16 protein-coding genes, 2 tRNA genes and 2 pseudogenes are annotated in these 20,434 nt (G+C 74.3%); 8 read left to right on the forward strand and 12 right to left on the reverse strand.

All coding sequences use genetic code 11. From position 1 onward, the window contains the following. Positions 1-146 precede the first annotated feature (146 nt). The 8 genes and pseudogenes from ACIQ8B_RS03130 to ACIQ8B_RS03165 all read right to left on the reverse strand — a co-directional run bounded on the left by ACIQ8B_RS03130 (position 147) and on the right by ACIQ8B_RS03165 (position 8,959). The gene (locus ACIQ8B_RS03130; RefSeq protein ID WP_403544865.1) at positions 147-926 is read right to left on the reverse strand and encodes a TetR/AcrR family transcriptional regulator; all 780 of its coding nucleotides are present in this window, start codon (positions 924-926) and stop codon (positions 147-149) included. Positions 927-1,070: 144 nt separating this feature from the next. After that, a complete protein-coding gene (locus tag ACIQ8B_RS03135; RefSeq protein WP_403544867.1) occupies positions 1,071-2,627 on the reverse strand; it encodes an MFS transporter in 1,557 nt (518 codons plus the stop codon). A gap of 58 nt (positions 2,628-2,685) precedes the next feature. After that, positions 2,686-4,209, reverse strand: a pseudogene (locus ACIQ8B_RS03140) (glycosyl transferase); the annotation flags it as partial. Further along, positions 4,092-5,732 carry an ATP-binding protein gene (locus tag ACIQ8B_RS03145; RefSeq protein WP_403544869.1) on the reverse strand — a complete coding sequence of 547 codons (1,641 nt, stop codon included), beginning with the start codon at positions 5,730-5,732 and terminating at the stop codon, positions 4,092-4,094. The gene ACIQ8B_RS03145 and the pseudogene ACIQ8B_RS03140, both read right to left, overlap by 118 nt. Then, a complete protein-coding gene (locus tag ACIQ8B_RS03150) occupies positions 5,729-6,469 on the reverse strand; it encodes a response regulator transcription factor (RefSeq protein ID WP_290002052.1) in 741 nt (246 codons plus the stop codon). The genes ACIQ8B_RS03145 and ACIQ8B_RS03150 overlap by 4 nt, the downstream gene beginning before the upstream one ends. Before the next feature lie 78 nt (positions 6,470-6,547). Further along, positions 6,548-7,528, reverse strand: a complete 981-nt coding sequence (locus tag ACIQ8B_RS03155; protein ID WP_403544872.1) for an amidohydrolase family protein — start codon at positions 7,526-7,528, stop codon at positions 6,548-6,550. 56 nt (positions 7,529-7,584) lie between these two features. Beyond that, a complete protein-coding gene (locus ACIQ8B_RS03160; RefSeq protein WP_403544874.1) occupies positions 7,585-8,457 on the reverse strand; it encodes a DUF2797 domain-containing protein in 873 nt (290 codons plus the stop codon). A gap of 94 nt (positions 8,458-8,551) precedes the next feature. After that, positions 8,552-8,959 (reverse strand): HGxxPAAW family protein, encoded by a 408-nt coding sequence (locus tag ACIQ8B_RS03165; RefSeq protein ID WP_290002058.1) that lies wholly within the window; start codon positions 8,957-8,959, stop codon positions 8,552-8,554. Between the two features lie 124 nt (positions 8,960-9,083). Between ACIQ8B_RS03165 and ACIQ8B_RS03170 the strand changes: the two genes are divergently transcribed. The 5 genes from ACIQ8B_RS03170 (at position 9,084) to ACIQ8B_RS03190 (ending at position 12,571) form a co-directional block, all read left to right on the forward strand. After that, entirely contained in the window at positions 9,084-9,560 is a 477-nt protein-coding gene (locus ACIQ8B_RS03170; protein ID WP_106413480.1) for a MarR family transcriptional regulator, read from the forward strand. A gap of 92 nt (positions 9,561-9,652) precedes the next feature. Further along, complete coding sequence (locus tag ACIQ8B_RS03175; protein WP_403544877.1) at positions 9,653-10,084, forward strand: hypothetical protein; 432 nt, start codon at positions 9,653-9,655, stop codon at positions 10,082-10,084. Positions 10,085-10,149: 65 nt separating this feature from the next. Continuing rightward, positions 10,150-10,611 carry a potassium channel family protein gene (locus tag ACIQ8B_RS03180; RefSeq protein ID WP_403545454.1) on the forward strand — a complete coding sequence of 154 codons (462 nt, stop codon included), beginning with the start codon at positions 10,150-10,152 and terminating at the stop codon, positions 10,609-10,611. Between the two features lie 196 nt (positions 10,612-10,807). After that, positions 10,808-12,196, forward strand: a complete 1,389-nt coding sequence (locus ACIQ8B_RS03185) for an FAD-binding oxidoreductase (RefSeq protein WP_290002066.1) — start codon at positions 10,808-10,810, stop codon at positions 12,194-12,196. A gap of 174 nt (positions 12,197-12,370) precedes the next feature. Continuing rightward, a complete protein-coding gene (locus ACIQ8B_RS03190) occupies positions 12,371-12,571 on the forward strand; it encodes a hypothetical protein (protein WP_403544879.1) in 201 nt (66 codons plus the stop codon). 238 nt (positions 12,572-12,809) lie between these two features. Here ACIQ8B_RS03190 and ACIQ8B_RS03195 read toward each other — a convergent pair whose 3' ends face one another. Beyond that, entirely contained in the window at positions 12,810-13,220 is a 411-nt protein-coding gene (locus tag ACIQ8B_RS03195) for a VOC family protein (protein WP_106413476.1), read from the reverse strand. 76 nt (positions 13,221-13,296) lie between these two features. Beyond that, positions 13,297-13,689 (reverse strand): AraC family transcriptional regulator, encoded by a 393-nt coding sequence (locus ACIQ8B_RS03200; protein ID WP_366252185.1) that lies wholly within the window; start codon positions 13,687-13,689, stop codon positions 13,297-13,299. Between the two features lie 94 nt (positions 13,690-13,783). Here ACIQ8B_RS03200 and ACIQ8B_RS03205 point away from each other — a divergent pair. Further along, a pseudogene (locus ACIQ8B_RS03205) lies at positions 13,784-13,993 on the forward strand (site-specific integrase); the annotation flags it as partial. Between the two features lie 77 nt (positions 13,994-14,070). Here the strand turns inward: ACIQ8B_RS03205 and ACIQ8B_RS03210 are convergent. Both ACIQ8B_RS03210 and ACIQ8B_RS03215 read right to left on the reverse strand, forming a co-directional pair. Further along, a tRNA-Arg gene (locus tag ACIQ8B_RS03210) sits at positions 14,071-14,143 on the reverse strand. Positions 14,144-14,343: 200 nt separating this feature from the next. After that, positions 14,344-14,434 (reverse strand) — tRNA-Ser (locus tag ACIQ8B_RS03215). A 178-nt stretch (positions 14,435-14,612) separates the two neighbouring features. On the opposite strand from ACIQ8B_RS03215, the gene ACIQ8B_RS03220 reads away from it, so the two are divergent. After that, complete coding sequence (locus ACIQ8B_RS03220; protein ID WP_403544882.1) at positions 14,613-15,122, forward strand: SSI family serine proteinase inhibitor; 510 nt, start codon at positions 14,613-14,615, stop codon at positions 15,120-15,122. Positions 15,123-15,338: 216 nt separating this feature from the next. After that, entirely contained in the window at positions 15,339-20,312 is a 4,974-nt protein-coding gene (locus tag ACIQ8B_RS03225) for a PAS domain-containing protein (protein WP_403544884.1), read from the forward strand. The last annotated feature ends 122 nt before the right edge of the window (positions 20,313-20,434 follow it).

Here is a 20,434-nt window from a genome sequence, read left to right on the forward strand (position 1 = left end):
GCCCCGCCGGAGTGCGGCGTGCGGACGCCCCGCCGGAGTGCGGCGTGCGGACGCCCCGCCGGAGTGCGGCGTGCGGACGCCCCGCCGGAGTGCGGCGTGCGGACGCCCCGCCGGAGTGCGGGGTGCGGACGCCGCAGACGGAACAGCTAGTCGTGGCTGCGGGCGACCATCGCCTCGATGCCGGCGATCAGCAGGTCCAGGGCGAAGGAGAAGTCCCGTTCGAGCATCTCCTGGACCGTGTCGCCGTCCCGGGCCTCCATGATCCTGGCCGACTGCCCGATCACGTCGGAGGCGTCCGGGTCCCGCGTCACCTCGGTCATGGCCCGGTGGTGGCACTCGTCCGGGGTCAGGCCCGTGGAGGCGACCCGGTCGCGGAAGTGGCCCTCCACCGTGCCGTAGCCGTACACGAACTGGAACACGGCGGAGATCGCCCCGGTCACCCCGTGCTCGGGCAGCCCGACGCGGCCGAGGACCCGCTGGACCGCACCGGAGAACCGCAGGGCGTTGGGGCCGATGTTGAGGAAACGGCCGGCCAGCGCGGACAGCCAGGAGTGCCGCACCAGCAGCGCCCGGTACTCGCGGGCCAGCGCGCGCAGTTGGTCGCGCCAGTCCTCGTCGGCGTCCGGCTCGGGCAGGGTCAGTTCGCCGAAGGCCCGGTCCAGGGCCAGTTCCAGCAGGTCGTCCTTGGTGTCGACGTACCAGTAGACGGACATCGCGGTGACGTCCAGCTCGGCGGCGAGGCGGCGCATGGAGAACTTCGCCAGGCCCTCGGCGTCCAGCAGCCGCACGGTCGCCTCGGTGATCCGGTCCCGGTCCAGTCCGGAGGGCTGGCCGCCACCGCGCCTGCCGCCCCGGTCCTGATCCCGGTCCTCCAGCCAGACGCTCGGCCGCGGCGTCTTCCCGGACCGCTGGTCTGCCCTCACCATGGCGCACCTTCCTCGACTCGCCGACGCCGGTTCATGCTAGGGGGTGTCCGACACAGGAACGCGGGAGAAGGAGTGGCGTCCGGTGCGGGCGATCGTGCGAGCGCAAGGCGCCGGAACGCCCTCGACGGGGGCTCCCCCCTTCCCCTAGGTGTCCGCTTCCCCCTCCCGCGCGGACCGCGCGTCGGCGTGATCGGCCCGGCGCAGCAGCGCCGCCGCGAGGAGTCCGCCGAGCAGTACCGCCACCGAGCCGACCAGCAGGCTCGTCTCCAGCCCGGAGGAGAACGCCCCGGTGATCTCGGCGCGTTCGCGGTCCGAGCCGGCCGCGGCCAGCGCGGCCGGCAGCGAGGCCGCCGCGACCGGCACCAGCGCCGCGAAGCGCGCGTTGAGCACGGCGCCGAGGACGGCCACCCCGAGCCCGTTGCCGAACTCGGCCAGCGTGCCGTTGATGCCGGCGCCGACGCCCGCCTTCTCGCGGGGCACGGAGCTCATCACGGCGTACGCCATCACCGGACTGCCGATCGCGGTGCCCGCGCCGATCAGCACCAGGCCGAGCAGGGTGCCGCTGTAGCCGTGCTCGGTGAGCGTGGCGATCGACACCAGTCCGGCCGCCATCAGGCCCATGCCGACCGCGATGGACAGCGGGGTCCCCATCTTCGCCGCCCACCTGGTGCCCACGCCGGTGAAGTTGAGGGCGACCACGGTCAGCGCCATCGGCGCGGTGCGCAGACCCGCCTCCAGCGGCCCGTACCCGAGGACGAACTGCAGGTACTGGGTGAGCAGGAAGAGCGCGCCGCCCATGCCGAAGGTGATCAGCACCAGTCCGCCGACCGCGCCGGTGAAGCGCCGGTTGCGGAAGAAGTGCAGGTCGAGCATCGGGTACGGCACCCGGCTCTCCCAGTACGCGAAGACACCGAGCACCACGGCCGCCGTACCCGCGCCGACGAGCACCCTGCCGGACGTCCAGCCGTGCTCGGGGCCGGAGATGATCGCGTAGACCAGGGCCGTCATGCCGATGGTGGAGAGCACCGCGCCGGCCAGGTCGGGCCGGTCGCCCTGCCGGTTCCGGGACTCCGGGACGTACGCCGCGACGGCGGCCAGCGCCAGGGCCGCGACCGGCAGGTTGATCAGGAAGATCGAACCCCACCAGAAGTGGTTCAGCATGAACCCGCCGACCAGCGGGCCGGCGGCGAAGCCCAGGGAGTTGACGGCGCTCCAGATGCCGATCGCCTTGGGCTGCTCCTGGGGCGTGAAGATCTGCATGACCACGGCGAGGGTGGTGGTCAGCAGCAGCGCCCCTCCGACGCCCATGCCGGCCCGCGCCGCGATCAGCTGCGGGGACGACTGGGCCAGGCCCGCCGCCAGCGACCCCACGCCGAACAGGGCCAGGCCCACGATCAGCATCTTCTTGCGGCCGTAGCGGTCGGCGGCGTTCCCCGCGCTGAGCAGCAGGCCCGACTGGACCAGGGAGTAGGCGTTGATCATCCACTGGATGTCGGCGGTCGAGGCGTCCATCTCCCGGGTGAGGGAGGGGATCGCCACGTTCAGCACCGTGTTGTCCAGCAGCACGGTGAGCTGGGCGAGACAGATGACTCCGAGAATCAGCCAACGCCGGTCGTGCCCCCGGGGAGCCGCGTCCGCCGGTGCGGTGTCCGGGGACGGGTCGGGGGCCGCGGCCGGGTGCTCCGGTGAGGAGGTCGTCATGGCTGTACACCGTAGAACACTCTCCTACGGTGTACAACACCGGTCCGTGGTGCGGCGGTCAGCTTCCGGTCACCGGGCGGGTGAGGTCGTAGAGGGTGGCCGAACCGGCGGTCACCTCCTTGAAGGTGGCCCGCACCCAGGCGGTGATCCGCGCGGAGGCACCGGTGCCGCCACCCATGCCGCCTCCCCCGCCTCCCCCGGAGACGAAGTAGTGGATGCGGCCGTCCTCCACGTACTGCTGGAACTGCGCGAGGGTCGGGGACGGGTCGGTCCCGTTGAAGCCGCCGATCGCCATGACCGGTTCGCCGGTGGCGAGCTGGTGGCTCGCCGCGTTCTGCGCGCCCACCGCCGCGGCGGCCCAGGTGTAGTCGTCGGCCCCGGTCTCCAGCAGCTCGCGTGCCTCGGCGTCGACGTCGGTGCCGCCGAGGAGGCCGCCCATGCCGCCTCCTGCGCCGCGGGAACCGCGTCCGGGGGCGGTGGCTTCGGCGTTGCCGTCGGCTCCGCCGGGCAGGCCGCCGGCGTCCGGGGCGCCTGAGCCGTCCTGGCCGGGGCCGCCTGCGGCACCGTCCTGGCCCGACGGGCCGCCGCCGGGGAAGCCGTTCCCGCCCGTGCCGTTCGCGCCGGGCGGGGCGCCGTTCCGCGAGCCGCCGCCCGGGGCACGACCGTCGCCGCCCGTGCCCGGCGACGCCGGACCCGCGGTGACGATGGAACCGGAGTGGCCCTCCCGCACGGTGCTCAGCGTGTACGCCGTCGGGCCGGCCAGGGAGGCGGCGAGGCCCAGTGCGGCCGCCACGAGCACCACCCGGCGTCCCGCCCGGCCCGCGAGGACCAGCCCGAGCGCGGCGAGGAGCCCGCCCACCAGGACGAGCCACCGCAGCCACGGCAGGTAGTCGGGCGTGCGGTGCAGCAGGACGTACGCCCAGGCCGCCGTCACCGTGACGGCCGCCGCCAGGGTGAGGGCGGCCCACGTCTCCCGGCGCCTGTGCCACAGGGCCGCCGCACCCATGCCGGTCACGGCCGCCAGGTAGGGGGCCAGCGCCACCGTGTAGTACTGGTGGAAGATGCCGGCCATGAAGCTGAAGACCACCGCGGTCGTCAGCAGCGAACCGCCCCACACCAGGAAGGCGGCACGGGTGACGTCGGCCCGGCCGGCCTTCCGGGTCATCACCAGGCCCGCGACGAGCAGGATCAGCGCGGCGGGCAGCAGCCAGGAGATCTGGCCGCCGGTGTCGGCGTCGAACATCCGGTCCCAGCCGGTCTCGCCCCACCGGCCGCCGCCCGGGCCGCCCCCGCCGCCGACGCTGCCCGTCTCGTCGCCGTTGATCCGGCCGAGGCCGTTGTAGCCGAAGGTCAGCTCCAGGAAGCTGTTGTTCTGGGAGCCGCCGGTGTACGGGCGCGAGGACGCCGGCCACAGCTCGACCACCGCGACCCACCAGCCGCCGGACATCATGAGCGCGACGGTCGTCAGGGCGAGCTGGACGAACCGCTTGCGCGGGCGCACCGGGGCGCAGACGGCGTAGACCGCGGCCAGGGCCGGCAGGACGAGGAACGCCTGGAGCGTCTTGGTGAGGAACGCGAAGCCGATCGTGACGCCCGCCCACACCAGCCACTTGGTCCGGCCGTCCTCCAGGGCGCGGACGAGGGCAGGTGGAGGCTGAACACCGTCCGGCCGGGCGCGCTGTCGACGGTGACGGAGCCGCCGTGCGCGGCCGCCACGGCCCGCACGATGGCCAGCCCCAGACCCGTCGAGCCGGTGGCCCGGGTGCGGGCCGAGTCACCGCGCGCGAACCGTTCGAAGACGTGCGGAAGCAGGTCGGGCGGGAGGCCGGGCCCGTCGTCGGCGACGTCCACCCGCAGCCGACGCCCCTCCCGGCGCACCCGGGCGGTGACGGTGGTGCCCGGCGGGGTGTGGGTGCGGGCGTTGGCGAGCAGGTTGACGAGGATCTGCTGGAGCCGCGCGGCGTCGGCGGTCACCGGCGCGGGCGCGTCGGGCAGGTCCAGGCGCCAGTGGTGGTCCGGTCCGGCGGCGCGGGCGTCGCTGACGGTGTCCACGACCAGCGGCACCAGATCGGTCTCCGCGAACCGCAGGGGCCGTCCGGCGTCCAGGCGGGCGAGCAGCAGCAGATCCTCGACCAGCAGGGTCATCCGGTCCGCCTCGGACTCGATGCGGCGGAGCGCGTGCCGGGTGTCCGGTCCGGTCTCCTCCGGGCCGCGCCGGGTGAGTTCGGCGTACCCGCGGATGGAGGCGAGCGGGGTGCGCAGTTCGTGGCCCGCGTCCGCGACGAACTGCCGTACCCGGGTCTCGCTGAGCTGGCGGGCGTGCAGGGCGCCGTGGACGTGGTCGAGCATCCGGTTCAGCGCGGCGCCGACCCGGCCGACCTCGGTGTGCGGATCGCACTCGGACTCCGGGACGCGCTCCTCCAGTGTCACCTCGCCGCGGTGCAGGGGCAGTTCCGCGACGCGGGTGGCGGTGGCGGCGACCCGGCGCAGCGGGCGGGTGGCGACGACGACGATGACGGCGCCCGCCAGGGACGCGGCGACCAGTCCGGCGGCGGTGACGCTGATCTCCACCAGGATCAGCGTGGTGACGGTGGTGTCGACGTCGGTGGTGGGGACGGCGACGTAGAAGGCGCCGTTGGGCCCCTCCTGGTAGGTGACGCGGTAGCTGCCGAGGCCGGGCAGGTCCGCGGTGTGCTCCTGCCGGTCGCGCGGCACGTCCGCCAGGGCGGTGAGCTGGGCTCCGGTGAGCCGCCCGGCCTCGGGCGTCCGGACCCCGTTCACCTCGCGGGATTCGCTCACCACGCCGTCGGTCACCGTGCCGTCCGCGACGGTGGCGCCGACGGTGCCGAACGTCTGCGGGCCCCTCGTCACGAAGTCGAGGGGGTCCTCCGGGGGCCCGGGGCGCAGTCCGGCGCCGAGCGGGCCGCCCGTGGCCCTCATCGCCACCTCGCGCAGCTGCCCGTCGAGCTGCTCGTACAGGTGGGAGCGGAGAGCCAGCGCGGTCACCGTGCCGATCACCGCGCACACCACCGCGATCAGCGTGACGGACGCGACGACGAGCCGTGTCCGCAGCGTGCGCGGACGCGGCCGCCCCGGTCCGTTCACGACACCGCGGGCTTCAGCAGGTAACCGGCGCCGCGCCGGGTGTGGATCATCGGTTCCCGGCCCGCGTCGATCTTCCGGCGCAGGTAGGAGATGTACAGCTCGACGACGTTGGCCTGGCCGCCGAAGTCGTAGGACCAGACCCGGTCGAGGATCTGCGCCTTGCTGAGCACCCGGCGCGGGTTGCGCATGAGGAAGCGCAGCAGCTCGAACTCGGTGGCGGTCAGGTGGATGCTCTGGCCGCCGCGGGTCACCTCGTGGCTGTCCTCGTCCAGGGTGAGGTCGCCGACCACCAGCAGGGCGTCGGAGCGGCGGTCGCTCGCACACGAGCGGCGGATCAGCCCGCGCAGCCGTGCGACGACCTCCTCCAGGCTGAACGGCTTGGTCACGTAGTCGTCGCCGCCCGCGGTCAGCCCGGCGATCCGGTCCTCGACGGCGTCCTTCGCGGTGAGGAACAGCACCGGCACGTCCGGCAGTTCGCGGCGCAGCCGGCCGAGGACGGACAGCCCGTCCATGTCGGGCAGCATCATGTCCAGGACGACGGCGTCGGGCCGGAACTCGCGGGCGGCGCGCAGGGCGCCCTGGCCGTCGGCCGCGCTGCGGATCTGCCAGCCCTCGTAGCGCAGGGCCATGGAGAGCAGTTCGGTGATCGACTGCTCGTCGTCCACCACCAGCACCCGGACGGAGCTCCTGTCCGGCCTGAGCAGTTCGGTGCGCCCCTGGGGCGAGATCGTGGTCATGCCGGACACGATGGGGACGTCCTCTGAGAGCACCCTTTCGTCTGTCTGTGTTTTCCCTGAGAAATCCGCAAGGGCTTCTCAGGCGGGGTGCTCGGGTGTTCCGGGGAGCCCGAACACCCGGGCCGCGTTGTCGTGGCACACCGCCCGCAGCCAGTCCTCCCCGAGCCCGAGACCCGCCAGGGCGTCGAGCTGATGAACATAGGGATAGGGGATGTTGGGGAAGTCGGTGCCGAGCAGGACGCGGTCGCCGAGGTCCGCCAGCCGGGACAGCGCCCGCCGGGGGAACGGCGCCATCCGTTCGCTGAAGCCGGTGAACGCCATGGTGGTGTCGAGGCGGACCTCCCGGTACCGCTCGGCCAGGCCCAGGAAGTCCTCGTACTCGGGCATGCCCATGTGCGCCACGACCAGCCGCAGCCGGGGGTGGCGGGCCAGCACGCGGGCGACCGGCTCGGGGCCGGTGTGCTTGCCGGGAGCGGGGCCCGAGCCGCAGTGGACCACCACCGGGACGCCCGCCTCGGCGAGCAGGCCCCAGCAGGGGTCGAGCGCCTCGTCGGCCGGGTCGTACCCACCGACCTGGACGTGCGCCTTGAAGACGCGCGTCCCGTTCTCGACGGCCTCGCGCACGTAGGCGGCGGCGCCGGGCTCCGGGAAGAACGTCGAGGTGTGCAGGCAGTCGGGGGTGCGACGGGCGAAGCCGACGGCCCAGTCGTTCAGCCAGCGGGCCATGCCCGGCTTGTGCGGGTAGAGCATCGCCGTGAAGGCGCGCACACCGAACGCCCGCAGCAGCGCGGCCCGTTCGCCTTCTTCCTTCCGGTACGTGATCGGCCACTCGATGCCGCCGGTGAGCGGGCCGAGCCCGTCGAAGTACGCCCACACCTTGTGGAGCACCCGCTCCGGCATGAAGTGCGTGTGCACGTCGACGAGGCCGGGCAGGCCGAGCTCCTGCCAGAAGCGCCGGACCTCGGCGGCCTCGGCGGCCTCGGCGGTCCCGGCGGGGACATCGGGGGCGTCAGGGGCGTCAGGGGGTGTCGGCGAGGTGCTGCCCGGGGGTGCGCTCATGCCGGACACGATCGCCCGCGAGGGCGGGGGCGGTCCAACCCCCCTTCCCCGACGGCTCAGAACAGCCCGTCCTGGGCGGACGCCCGTTCCTTCAGCGCCCTCACCGGCACGTCGACCCGCCGTCCCGTGGCCGGCAGCAGCTCCCAGCCGGGCAGCAGGCGGGTGTCCAGCACGAGGACGCCCCGGTCGGTCGCCAGGTGCAGGTCGGGCCCGGCGGCCGCCACCAGCTCCCCGCTCACCGCCCCCGCGGCGGCCAGCTCGCCGACCTCACCCGCCGGCGGCGGCGCGGCCGCCAGGGCGAACGCCTCCACATGGTCGACCGGACGGAAGGGAGCGGGGTCGAGGGACTCCGGCCACTCACCGAGGGCGAGCGCCCGCGCATGCAGCTCGGCGGTCTCGGCGGCCCGTTCCTCCCTGGTCGCCGGGAGGGCCGCCCGCGCCGCCCGCTTGGCGGCGTAGGGGATGCGGTCCGGGACCCACAGCGCGGCGCGCAGCAGCTCCTCGGTGCGCCGCGCCGCCATCAGCGGCCCGGTGCCCAGCCAGCTGAAGCAGACCGCCCCCTGCTCCAGCAGCCGGGCCGGGCCGCGCCGCGCGGCGGTGATCCCGACCTTGGTCATCCCGGGCCCGAACCACGCCAGGTACACCCGGTACGGCCGGGGGTCGTCCGCGAGCGTGTCGGCGGCCACCGAGTGCGCGCGGTCCAGCCGGGCGCACTCCTCGCAGCGCGGCCCGGTGCTCCGCGCGGACACCCGCGCGGCGATCGGACAGATGTTCCCTCGCGCTCCCACGCAGGTCCGCACTCCCCCTTCCGCGACCTCGAAGGCCACCCTCTTCCCCCAGGTCAGCGCCGAGCGCCGGCCCCCGTCCCAGATCAGCACGGGACCGTCCGCCGTCCAGCTCAGCCCCGCGCACCGCCATGCCTGTGCCATCCCGGCCGAGCGTAGAGGGGAGCACCGACAGCAGCAGGAGCACCGACCGGGCCGCGGACGGCGGGACCGCGTGGTGCGGAGCGCGGCCGCCGGCTCAGCTCCCGGCGCCCACCGGGTCCGCCTCGACGGGGGCGGCCGGGGCGGGCGAGACCGCCGGCGCCGCGGTCGGCGCGGTCACCGGCGCAGGCTCACCGACCGGTCCGCCCCTCCGCCCGGCCAGGCGGCACCCCACGCACTCCGCGTGCCCCGCGCGGGCGCCGCTGTCACGCACCCGCCAGCTCCACTCCTGCCGGGGCCGCGGCCCCGACGGTTTGCCCCACCCGGCGAGATGCAGGGCCCAGGTGACGAGGAGGGCGACCACCTCGACCGCTGCGCCGGCGAGGAGCAGCGGCCCGGAAACGGCACAGACGCCCGCGCCCAGGACGGCCGCCCCGGCGACGGCGATCCCGCAGCCGGTCCATCCGGCGACGGTGTGCCCGTGGTCATATGGATGCGCGCTCATGTCTGCCCTTTCGCGGCGTCGGCGTTCCTGACGGACGACGAGACGTCTCCCACCGATGTCTCACATCCTAAGGAATTTACAACAGAAATCTCTCACGACCTAAGGGAAATGGGGAAGCCCCGTCATGCACGCCAATCCGCGCCCGCCCGCCACGCAGCAGGAGGCGATGCGGGCGATGGACCGACTGATCGCGACGCACCTGGTCGGCCAGCAGGAGATGGCCCAGGTCATGGGCCTGAACGTCACCGACGTGACCTGCTTCGGCTTCGTCGTCGGGGCGGGGGAGGACCTGCTCACCGCCGGTGAGCTGGCGGAACGCGTCCACGTCACCACCGGCGCGATGACCGGCATCCTCAACCGCCTGGAGCGCGCCGGCTTCATCACCCGCCGCCCCGACCCCGCCGACCGCCGCCGCGTCCGCGTGGCCGCGCAGCCCGACGCGGTGGCCCTGGCGCGCCGCCTGTACGAGCCGTACTACGCGCGCCTCGCCGAGCTCTTCGCGGACTACTCCCCCGAGGAACTGGCCGTGCTGAACGACTGGTTCACGCGCGCCACCGGGCTCGCGGAAACCTTCCGCGAGACGCGCCGCCGCGAGAGCTGACCGGGGCTCATCCGCCGAGGTGCCGGGCACCGCCCGCGGTGCCACGCTGAAGGGGATCGAACCGCTCGGGGACCATCCGGAAGGTCGAGAACATGGTCGGCAATGTCAGCGGTACGAGCCACCGCGGGACGAGCGGGGAGGCACGGAACACCTGGGCAGCCGGCTGGACGGTCGCCGCGGCGGTCCTGATGCTGTTCGGCGGCGTCATGGCGATCTTCGAGGGCATCGCCGCCATCGCCCAGGACGACGTCTTCGTCGCCACCCGGAACTTCACCTACGAGTTCAGCCTGACCGGCTGGGGCTGGGTGCATCTGATCCTCGGCGCCCTGGTGGCCGCCGCCGGCCTGGCATTGCTCAGGGGGGCCGCGTGGGCCCGGGCCGTGGGCGTCGCCCTGGCCGGGCTGAGCATGATCGCCCACTTCGTGTGGCTGCCCTACCAGCCGGTGTGGTCGATCGTCCTCATCATCATCGACGGCTTCATCATCTGGGCCGTGTGCGCACCCCGCCGCGAGTCCCCGGCGTAGAGCGCGCGTCCGCGGGCCGGTCCGGCGTCCGGCCGTGGGCGGCGCAGGCGGCCGGGGTGACCGCGATGGTCACCGCGTACTTCCTGCTGCCGCTGGACCGGCTCGGCCCGCGCCGCCCGGTGCTGAGCTGGGTGTTGTTCGGGGTGGCCCTCGCACTGATCGCCGTCCTGCTGCTGGTCCAGGTCGCCCGCGTGCTGCTGGCCGTCCCGGGCGCCCGACCGGGGCTGGTCATCCCGCCGCTGATGTGCCTGTCCGTGCTGGTCTTCGCCACCGCCTACCAGGGGCTCGCCCAGCACCCCGGCGAGCTGGACGGCATCGCCACGCGCCTGGACGCCCTCTACTTCACGCTGGTCACCCTCGCCACCGTCGGGTACGGGGACATCACCCCGCGCGGGCAGGGCGCGCGTCTGGTCGCGATCCTGCAGATCCTCTACAGCTTCGTCTTCCTCACGGCGGCGGCCACCGCACTGACCAACCACCTGCGCAACGCCCTGCGCCGGCACGGAGACCCGGGCCCGCCGAGGTGACCCCGCGCCGCATCGCGCACGCATGTGACCGGCGTCACACTGAAAGGAGCAGAGTGTTCCCGGACCACCCCGGGGACCGCTCTCCCAGGACCCGGACGAACACCGGCCGTCGAGCCGCCGCTCGGGCGCCGGTTCGTCCGCCCGCGGCCCGCCTCCGGTTCCGCACTGCTCCAAGGGGTGTCCGCTCATGAGCGGCATGGACGCAACCGCACTGGACAATCTGCGCGAGGCCCTGCGAGGTCCCCTCGTGACGCCGCAGGACGCCGGGTACGACGAGACCCGCTCCGTCTACAACGCGATGATCGACCGCCGTCCCGCCGCCGTCGCCCGCTGCACGGGCACGGCGGACGTGCGCACCACGATCGCCTTCGCCCGGCAGACGGGCGCCGACCTGGCCGTGCGCGGCGGCGGGCACAGCGGCCCCGGCCTGTGCCTGGTCGACGGCGGTCTCACCCTCGACCTGTCCCTGATGCGCTGGGTCCGGGTCGACCCGGTGAACAGGACGGCCCAGGTGGGCGGGGGCAGCCTGCTCGGCGACCTGGACCACGAGGCGCACGCCTTCGGGCTCGGCGTGCCGTCCGGCATCAACTCCACCACCGGCGTGGGCGGTCTCACGCTGGGCGGCGGCCACGGCCACCTGACCCGCACGTACGGTCTGACGATCGACAGCCTGGTCGCGGCGGACGTGGTCCTGGCCGACGGCAGCGTCGTCACCGCCACCGAGAAGGAACACCCGGACCTGCTGTGGGCGCTGCGGGGCGGCGGCGGCAACTTCGGCGTGGTCACGTCGTTCACCTTCCGGCTGCACCCGGTGCACACGGTCGGCGTGGCGGTCACCGTGTGGCCGGTCGAGCGGACCACGGACGTGCTGCGCTGGTACCGGGAGTTCCTGCCCGCGGCTCCCGAGGACCTCAACGGCTTCTTCGCCGTCATGTCCGTCCCGCCCGCCCCGCCCTTCCCCGAGCCGCTCCACGGGCGGAAGGTGTGCGCCGTGGTCTGGTGCTACACCGGCGACCTGGAGGGCGGACGCCTGGACGAGGTGCTGTCCGTGGTGGACGACCCGGCCCCGCCGGCCTTCCACTTCGCCACGCCGATGCCGTACCCGGTCCTCCAGACGATGTTCGACGCGCTGGTCCCCGAAGGGCTCCAGTGGTACTGGCGCGGGGACTTCTTCGACGCGGTCCCCGACGAGGCGGTCGCGGTGCACGAGCGGTTCGGGCAGGAGCTGCCGACCGCCCTGTCGACCATGCACCTGTATCCCGTGGACGGAGCGGCCCACGACGTCGCCCCGGGCGAGACGGCCTGGGCCTACCGGGACGCGACGTGGTCCGGCGTCATCGCGGGCATCGACCCCGACCCGGCCAACGCCGGCCTGATCCGCCAGTGGTGCGTCGACTACTGGTCGGAGCTCCACCCGCACTCCATGGGCGGCTCCTACGTCAACTTCCTCGGCGAGGCCGAGGGACCGGACCGCGTCCGCTCCACCTACCGCGACAACTACGCGCGCCTCAGCGCCGTCAAACGCACCTACGACCCCGGCAACCTCTTCCGCGCCAACCAGAACATCCCGCCGTCCGCGGCCTGAGCGACACCGTGCCGGGCGGACCGCGAACGGACCCGTCCGGTGGCTGCGCGGGAGGGCGTGCCGAAGGCCGGGGCGCGGAACGGTACGGAACGACCGGGGGCCCCGGGGATGCAGCGATACCGGCGCGGAAGGGGCTCGAGGCGTCCCGCCGGGGCCCGCCGCCTGCCGGCCGCCGTGCTGATCGTCGCGGTCCTCGCCGACCTCGCCTGGCCGCCGTTCCCCACCTTCCCGCTCCTGGCGACCGTCCCGGTGATCGCGGCGCCGATGTGCTCCCTGCGCCGGACCGTCGCCAGCGGCGCGGCGGCCTGCCTGGCCGTCACCCGCCTCCCGGACGAGAACGCGGCCGAGGGGAGCTCCGCCGCCGCACACCGCTGAAACGCCAGAGGCCCCGGATCTTTCCGGGGCCTCTGGTCCGTGTGCACTCGGCAGGATTCGAACCCGCAACCTTCTGATCCGTAGCTCCATGGGATGGTTCCGCACTGGCCATGCAGGCTTCCCGGCGGCCGTGGGTGTCACTGTGGTCTGGCTGCAAGCCACCGCGGTTGCCGTACTTCTGTGCCGTACGCCGGGCCCGAGGCGTGACCGTTCGCGGATGTCGAAGTGCCGGAGTGCTTCAGGCCCTCGGCTGGGTGAAGCGGATGCGGTTGCCGAAGGGGTCACGCAGGCCGCAGTCGATTCCGTACGGACGCTCGGTGGGCTCCTCGGTGAACTCCACCCCTTTCTCGAGCAGCGTCTCGTAGGTCTTGCGGCAGTCGTCCGTGGTGAGGATGAGCCAGCCGCCCATGGCTCCCTTGGTCACCAGCTCGCGCACCTGCTCCGCCGTCTCCTCCGACATCGCCGGCGCACCCGGCTTCTCCAGAAGAATCTGCCGCTCGGGGTGGCCCGGTACGCCGACGGTCAACCAGCGCATGAAACCCATGTCGACGTCTGCGGTGATCTCCAGGCCGAGCTTGCCGACGTAGAAGTCGACGGCCTCGTCCTGGTCGAGGACGTATATCTGCGACTGCGTGATGGCGTTGAACATGACACTGACACTAGTGATCAGCCGGGACGAAAACTTATCCAAAACTGCTCAGTGGACAAGACGTTCTACCGGCCGGTCAGGCATGCGGCCGAGTCCACGCCATCGTGAAGCACGTCGGCACACCCGTGGCAACCGCTTCCTTGCGGTACGTCCGCGGCGACCGGCCGACGATGTCCCGGAACGTCCGGCTGAAGGTGCCCGGGCTGGTGAAGCCGACCTCGAAACTGATGTCCGTCACGCTGCGGTCGGTCTCCCGTAGCAGGAACATCGCCCGTTCCACGCGGCGACGCTGCAGGTAGCGGTGCGGTGTCTCACCGAACGTGGCCCGGAAGGTACGCGTGAAGTGGGCCTGCGACACGTGTGCGACGCGGGCCAGGGCAGGGACGTCCAGCGGCTGCGCGTAGCTGCGGTCCATCACGTCACGCGCTCGGAGCATACGACGATTGGTCTCTTCTGCAGCGCGGCTCACGGCACCATCTCATCATGGTCCGCCCGGACAGGCCCCAGGACGGCGGACCTTCCAGGACCTCCCAAGCCGACCGCTCACCTCAGCTCCCGTCCCGCGCGCCGGACTGCGGGAGATCCCGCTCCGGAACACCCGGCACACGTGCAGCTCGCTCCTGGTGGCTCTCAAGGTTCACCCGAAGGTGGCGCAACGCGTCCTGCGGCACCCGCAGGTCGCCATGACGATGGAGGTCTACGCGGAGGCGAGCGAGGAAGAGGTGCGGGCGGCGATCGGCAAGCCGTCCGACGTCATGGGCGGTACCGGCTGACGCGGTTGCTGTACTTCGCTGCTGTACGTGCGCCGAACGCCAGAGGCCCCGGATCTCTCCGGGGCCTCTGGTCCGTGTGCACTCGGCAGGATTCGAACCTGCAACCTTCTGATCCGTAGTCAGATGCTCTATCCGTTAAGCTACGAGTGCTTGTCTCTTCATTTGTCTCGCCGCTCCCGGCCCTTTCGGCCCGCTCGCGGCGACAGGAAGAACATTACATGACTGCCGCCGCCATGTGAAATCCGCTTGCCCTACCCCTTGTGACCTGCGAGAACACGGACTTCCGGGGGGCGGGGCGACGCGGGAACGACGAAGCCCCGGCCGCTGGGGCCGGGGCTTCGTGTGCGGGGCGGAGGCGGAGGGATTTGAACCCTCGATGGGCTTTAAGGCCCAAACCGCATTAGCAGTGCGGCGCCATAGACCGGACTAGGCGACGCCTCCCTGCACAACCTGCTGCGCGCGAGCGCGAGTGGGTGGTGCCTGCCGATGATGACACAACCGCGTGGGGTGTCACCAATCGCCCCCCACGGTACTAGGCGGGGAGCCCGCAGGGCAAAGCCCTTACGACCGGCACGCCGCCGTGGCGCAACGTCCCGCGCTCCGGCGCGTTGATCACGGCATGACCGCCCTGCCCTCCCTCCCTTCCCCCTCCGTCTCGTCCTCCACCGCTTCCCCGTCTCCGCGGCGGCGGTTCCTCGCCGGGGGCGCCGCCCTCGTCGCGGTCCTCGCCTCGCTCACCGCGTCCCCCTCCCCGGCGCGGGCCGATGAGCCGGCGCGGGACGGGGACCGGCTCACCGTCACCGTGCGGGACGCGGGCGGCGGGGCGGACGGGACGTACGAGGTGCGGTGCCGGCCGAGCGGCGGGACGCACCCCGACCCCGACGGGGCCTGCGCGGCCGTCCAGCGGCAGACCCGGTGGGGACAGGACGCCTTCGCGCCGGTGCCGCGGGACGCCGTGTGCACCATGCGGTACGGCGGTCCCGCCACCGCCCGGATCACCGGCACCTGGGCCGGCCGCCGCGTCGACGCGGCGTACGACCGTACGAACGGGTGCGCGATCGCGCGCTGGGACCGGCTCGTGCCGCTGCTGCCCGAGGCGGGCCGGACGGCGGGTGCGCGGGGGGCGTGAAGGTCCCGCGAAGCTTCGCGGTGCGTCGGCCCAGGCAGGCACGGTTCCGGACGTACCGGACGTCACATCACCGTCACCTCGCGGTGCGATGTGCGTCCCATCCGGCACCCCCGGCGCACCCCCAGCCCTTAGACTCCCTCCCGTGACACGTCGCGGGCCGGTTGGCAGGATGGCCCGGACGGTCGGCACGTCGCGGTAACAGGGAGGAAGCGTCTCGTGAGCAGCAGGCCATCCCGAGGCGCTGCTCGCCTCGCAGCCATACTGGACGCGCTTCCCGACGCCCTGGTGCTGGTCAACGCCAACGGGACCGTCGTCAACGCCAACACCATCGCCCTCGAGGCCTTCGAGGCGCCGGGCACCGCCCTGGTGGGGCGCGGGCTGCTGGACCTGCTGCCGCAGTTCGACAGCAAGCTCATCCCCGGCTCCATGCGGCGGCCCGACCACATCGACCCCCGCGGCCGCACCAAGCCGACCCGGATGATCGCCCGGCGGACCGACGGGACCGAGTTCCCCGTCGAGGTCACCAGCGCGAACCTGGAGAACAACCAGCAGACCTACGACAGTTACGGCTACACCGACGACGAGCTGCTGATGCTCGTCGTCCGGGACCTCTCCGGCACCGTCGACACCGAGGCGGAGCTCGCCCGGTCGCAGCGGCAGACGGAGATGATCCTGCGAGCCGCCTCCGAGGGCGTCGTCGGCACCGACACCGACGGGCGGATCGTCCTGGTCAACCCGGCCGCCGCCCAGATCCTCGGCTACCGGGCCGGCGAGCTCGGCGGCCGCGAACTGCACACCCTCGTGCTGCACTCGCGCGCCGACGGCTCCCCCTTCCCCTACTCCGAGTCCCCGCTCGCCGACACCCTGCGCTCCGGCCGCAAGCACCGCGTGCGCGGCCAGGTCCTCTACGCCAAGAACGGCGACAAACTGCCGGTCGACCTGACCACCGCCCCGGTGCGCGACGGCGACCAGCTCGTCGGCGCGGTCATGACGTTCCTCGACCGCCGCCCCTACGACGCGCTGGTCAAGGAGAAGGAGACCGCCGAGCGCGAGCACGCGGAGGAGCTGGAACGGCTCGCCGAGGAGCACGGCTCCGAGCTGACCGCCCTGCGCCAGAGCCACGTCACCGAGGTGGAGGAGCTCCGCGAGAAGCACGCGGAGGAACTCGCCGCACACGAGGAGCGGTACGCCGCCCTCGGCGAACGCGAGAAGGACCGCTACGAGGCCCTCGCCGCCCGGCACGAACAGCTCCTCACCCTCCTCGGCCGCTCCCTGCGCGGCCCGCTCGACGAACTGCGCCGCGAGCTGTCCGCGCTGGCCGCCGACGACGCGGGGCAGCTGTGGCCCGAGGCCAACCAGGTGCTCCACCACCTGTCGGCCGGCTACTCCCGCATCACCACCCTCATCGACAACGTCCTCGGCTACCAGCGGCTCGACGCCGGCACCGAGCAGATAGCCCGCACGAAGGTGATGCTCGACGCGGTCGTCGCGGCCGGTGTCGACGGGGCCGTGGAGCTGATCGGACCGGGCCGCGTGCAGTTCGCGGTGCACGCGCCGCCCATCGAGGCCGAGGTGGACCCGCGACTGCTCGCGACCGCCCTCGCCCACCTGGTCGCCGACGTCGCGGGCGTCGACGCGACCGGCAACACGCCCCTGACGGCGGGCGGTTACCTGGACAACACGGTCGTCGTCGCGGCGGCCCAGCGCGGCGAGGTCGTCCGCATCGAGGTCCGCGGCCCGTACGGCGGCGGCGACCCGGTGCACGAGCCGATCGTGCGCGGGATCGTCCGGGCGCACGGCGGAGTGCTCCAGACGCACGAGGTGCCGGGGATGAGCGGCAGCGCGTTCGTCCTCGAGGTGCCGATCGGGGGCGGGGCGGGGGCCGTGGCGGCCTCCGCCGCACCGCAGGACGCGGTGGCGCAGGCCGAGGAGGCCGCCGCTCACGCCGAGCCCTCGCCGAGCGGTGGACGGCGCCGGGCGCGGCGCTCGTCCGTCGACGCCTTCCTGGAGAGCAACGTGCCGGACGGCGGCAGCGGCGACGGTGAGGATCCCGCCGTTCCCGCCGCGGAGGCACCGCAGCCCACCGGGCGGCGGAGGCGGCGTGCGGCTCCTCCCGTGGAGCCCGTACAGGCGCAGTTGCCGGCGCAGGTGTCCGGTGAGGGCGCGGCCGTGTCCGGCGGAACGGGGCGGCGGCGGGGCCGGCCGGCCGAGGACGCGGCGGGCGCAACCGGTGCCGAGGTGGAGCTCGCCGGTGCGGGGGTGTCCGAGGGCTCCGTCGTCACCGCCGCCGAGCACGCGGCGGGCGCCGCGGCCTCCAACACGGGGCTGGGCGGGACCGTTCCGCCGCAGGGCGTGCCCGCACCGTCCGGGCGTCGGGCCCGGCGCGCGGACGGTGAGCAGCAGGCGCTCGCGCCCGCGCTGCCCGCGGCCTCCGATGCGAACGGCGCGTCCGGCGCGGCACAGGGCGGGGTCGCCGTGCACGTCCCGGCGCAGGGTGCGGGTCCTGACCAGCAACAGCCGACAGGGCGGCGCCGGCGTGCGCTGGCCGCCGCGAACGAGCGCGCGGCGGCGCAGGAGGCGGCACCGCGTACGGTGTTCGCGCTGCCGCCGGCGGGGGCGGACCAGGACGAGCAGGCGGTCCAGGCAGGACAGCCTGGTCAGGCAGGGCAGGCCGAGGTCGTGGGGCAGGCGCCGCAGTCGGCTCCCGGCCAGCAGGCCGCCGGGCAGATGCCTCCGGCGGAGGTTCCGGTTCCGGTTCAGGGGCAGGCTCCGCAGTCGCCCGTGGCACCGGGTCAGGTGCCGGGTGTTCAGGAACTTCCGGGTGCTCAGACGGCTGGGCAGGCGGCGCCGGGTGCCGTACCGAACGGGCAGACTCCGCGGCCTGTCGCTCCGGGTGCACAGCCGGTCGCTCCGGCCGCTGCGCAGGGCGCGGCTCAGGTTGCCGGGCAGGTTGTGCCTCCGGCCGCCGGGCAGGCCGTGGCTCCGCCCGCGCCGCGGGGGACGGCTCCGGTCGCCGGGCAGGCCGTGCCTCCGAACGGGCAGGCGGCGCCGTCCACGCCGCAGGCCGTTCCCCCGCACCCGCAGGCCGCAGCGACCGCGCCGCAGGCCGCCGGGCCGAACCTCCAGCAGGTCGGCCCGAACGCGCAGCCCGTACCCCCGCCCGCACAGGGCGCAGGACACGCGCCCCAGCCCGCCGCGCCCAACCTCCAGCCGGTCGGCCCCACTCCGCAGGCTCCGCAGCCGATCCCGCCGATCCCGCCGAACCAGCAGGCCGCGACGTCCGCGCCTCAGGCCGCCGCGCCCAACCCGCAGCCCGTCGGGTCCGACGCGCCGGCCCCGCAGGCCCCCGTACCGCCGGTCCCGCAGTCTGTACCGCCGGCCCCGCAGCCGGCCGGCGCCGCTGCTCAGGTGCCCCAGCCCGGTGTTCCGGCACCGCAGGCTCCCGCGCGGCCCGCCCCGGCTCCCGCGCCGCAGGGTGCCCCGGCCGGTGCCGGCCGGCATGACGCCGTGCCGTTGGACCAGTCCGAGGACCACACCCCGCCGCAGCCGCACCCCACCAGCGCGCCCACGGGCCGCCGTCGCCGTGCGGTCGCTCCGCCGTCCGAGGCCGCGCAGGCGCCCGGCGCTTCCGAGCAGTGGGAGGCGGTGCCTCCGCAGGGCGCGCCCGCCGCGGCCCCGCTCCCGCCGGCCCAGCCGCTGCCCGCCGAGGCACCGCCCGCGCCTGCCGCGCCGCAGCACGGCCGGCCCGCGCCGAACGCGGCCACCCCGCCCGCCGGGACTCCGGCCCCGCGGCAGTGGCCCGCCGCAAGCGACACCTCCGGCGCCGGTGTGCCCCTCCCGGACGCATCGCAGTCCACGCCGTCGGGCGGCACCCCGCTGCCGCCCGAGGACGCGCCCGCGCCGGACCGGCGGGTCGCCCAGCCGCTGCCCGTCGAGGCCGCCGCGCCGGTGGACCCGAACTCGACGCAGGGGCGTGCCATCAGCGTGCGGACGCTGGGGCAGGGCGTGCCGTTCAACCGGCAGGCCGCCCAGGTGCAGCAGCCGTCGGCGTCGGCCACGCCGCCTCCGCACCAGCCGGGCGGTTCCGGTCGCCGACGCAAGCTCGGCACCCGCAACGACCAGGCCGCCGCGAGCGGCCAGGCCCCCGCCGCCGCGCAGGCGCCCGGCGCCGCCCAGGGCGCCCGCCCGCACCCGCCGGCCGAACCCGCGCCGCCCGCCGGCCAGGCGCCCGCACCACAACAGGACCGCGGCACGGCCGCCGCCCTCGCCCAGCCTCCGGCGCAGCCCACGCCGACGCCGTCCGGGCAGTCCCGGCTCGCGCCGCCCGCCGAGGCCGCCGGACGTTCCTACGCGATAGGGGCGCCGGACGCGGACGCCGCCGAGGGTCCCGAGCCGCTGGACGGTCCGGGCGGGGCCGTGGAGGTGGCGGACCAGCCGGGTCCGCAGCCGATGGACGACGAACTGCCGCCGGAACCGCTGGACAACCCGCGCCGGCTGCTGGTGTGGCCCGCGCCGGACGTGTCGACGCAGCAGGCGTTGAGCGACCGCGGCTACCGCCCGGTGATCGTGCACTCCCGTGAGGAGGTCGACGCGCAGATCGCGGCCTTCCCGGCGGCGCTGTTCGTCGACCCGCTGACCGGACCGATCACGCGCACCGCCCTGCAGTCGCTGCGTCAGGCGGCGGGCGCGGCCGAGGTGCCGGTGATGGTCACGGCCGGACTCGGGCAGGCCTCCCGCGACGCCGCGTACGGCGCCGACCCGGCGGTGCTGCTGAAGGCGCTCGCGCCGCGCGACAGCGAGCAGCACCCGCCGCGGGTCCTGCTGATCGAGGAGCACGCGGAGATCGCACTGGCCCTGACCGGCACGCTGGAACGGCGCGGGATGCAGGTCGCGCGGGCCGCGAGCGACGCCGACGCGGTGGCGCTGGCGGGGCAGTTCCGGCCGAACCTGGTGGTGATGGACCTGATGCGGGTGCACCGCCAGGCCGGGCAGGCCGGGATCATCGACTGGCTGCGGGCGAACGGGCAGCTCACCCGCACCCCGCTGGTCGTCTACACGGCCGCCGTGGACGCGGCGGACCTGCCCCGGCTGGCCTCCGGCGAGACGGTGCTGTTCCTCGCGGAGCGGTCCACCAGCGTCGAGGTGCAGGAGCGGATCGTCGACTTGCTGTCGCGGATCGGCACCAACTGACCGCCCGCGCGCGAGCCGTGAGCGGAAACGGCGGCGCGCGAGCCGTGAGCGGAAACGGCGGCGCGGCGGGTGGGGGGGGCGGGGGGGGGGCCCCCCCCACCCGACGCGCGCCGGTGCGCTCA

The organism is Streptomyces sp. NPDC096105 (assembly GCF_044763335.1).
In the GTDB taxonomy this organism is placed as follows: Bacteria; Actinomycetota; Actinomycetes; order Streptomycetales; family Streptomycetaceae; genus Streptomyces.

Bases quoted from the DNA above. Each gene is read 5' to 3' on its own strand.
- ACIQ8B_RS03130 (WP_403544865.1), bottom strand. From the start codon at position 926: ATGGTGAGGGCAGACCAGCGGTCCGGGAAGACGCCGCGGCCGAGCGTC.
- ACIQ8B_RS03135 (WP_403544867.1), bottom strand. From the start codon at position 2,627: ATGACGACCTCCTCACCGGAGCACCCGGCCGCGGCCCCCGACCCGTCC.
- ACIQ8B_RS03150 (WP_290002052.1), bottom strand. From the start codon at position 6,469: ATGACCACGATCTCGCCCCAGGGGCGCACCGAACTGCTCAGGCCGGAC.
- ACIQ8B_RS03155 (WP_403544872.1), bottom strand. From the start codon at position 7,528: ATGAGCGCACCCCCGGGCAGCACCTCGCCGACACCCCCTGACGCCCCT.
- ACIQ8B_RS03160 (WP_403544874.1), bottom strand. From the start codon at position 8,457: ATGGCACAGGCATGGCGGTGCGCGGGGCTGAGCTGGACGGCGGACGGT.
- ACIQ8B_RS03165 (WP_290002058.1), bottom strand. From the start codon at position 8,959: ATGAGCGCGCATCCATATGACCACGGGCACACCGTCGCCGGATGGACC.
- ACIQ8B_RS03170 (WP_106413480.1), top strand. From the start codon at position 9,084: ATGCACGCCAATCCGCGCCCGCCCGCCACGCAGCAGGAGGCGATGCGG.
- ACIQ8B_RS03175 (WP_403544877.1), top strand. From the start codon at position 9,653: ATGGTCGGCAATGTCAGCGGTACGAGCCACCGCGGGACGAGCGGGGAG.
- ACIQ8B_RS03180 (WP_403545454.1), top strand. From the start codon at position 10,150: ATGGTCACCGCGTACTTCCTGCTGCCGCTGGACCGGCTCGGCCCGCGC.
- ACIQ8B_RS03185 (WP_290002066.1), top strand. From the start codon at position 10,808: ATGGACGCAACCGCACTGGACAATCTGCGCGAGGCCCTGCGAGGTCCC.
- ACIQ8B_RS03195 (WP_106413476.1), bottom strand. From the start codon at position 13,220: ATGTTCAACGCCATCACGCAGTCGCAGATATACGTCCTCGACCAGGAC.
- ACIQ8B_RS03220 (WP_403544882.1), top strand. From the start codon at position 14,613: ATGACCGCCCTGCCCTCCCTCCCTTCCCCCTCCGTCTCGTCCTCCACC.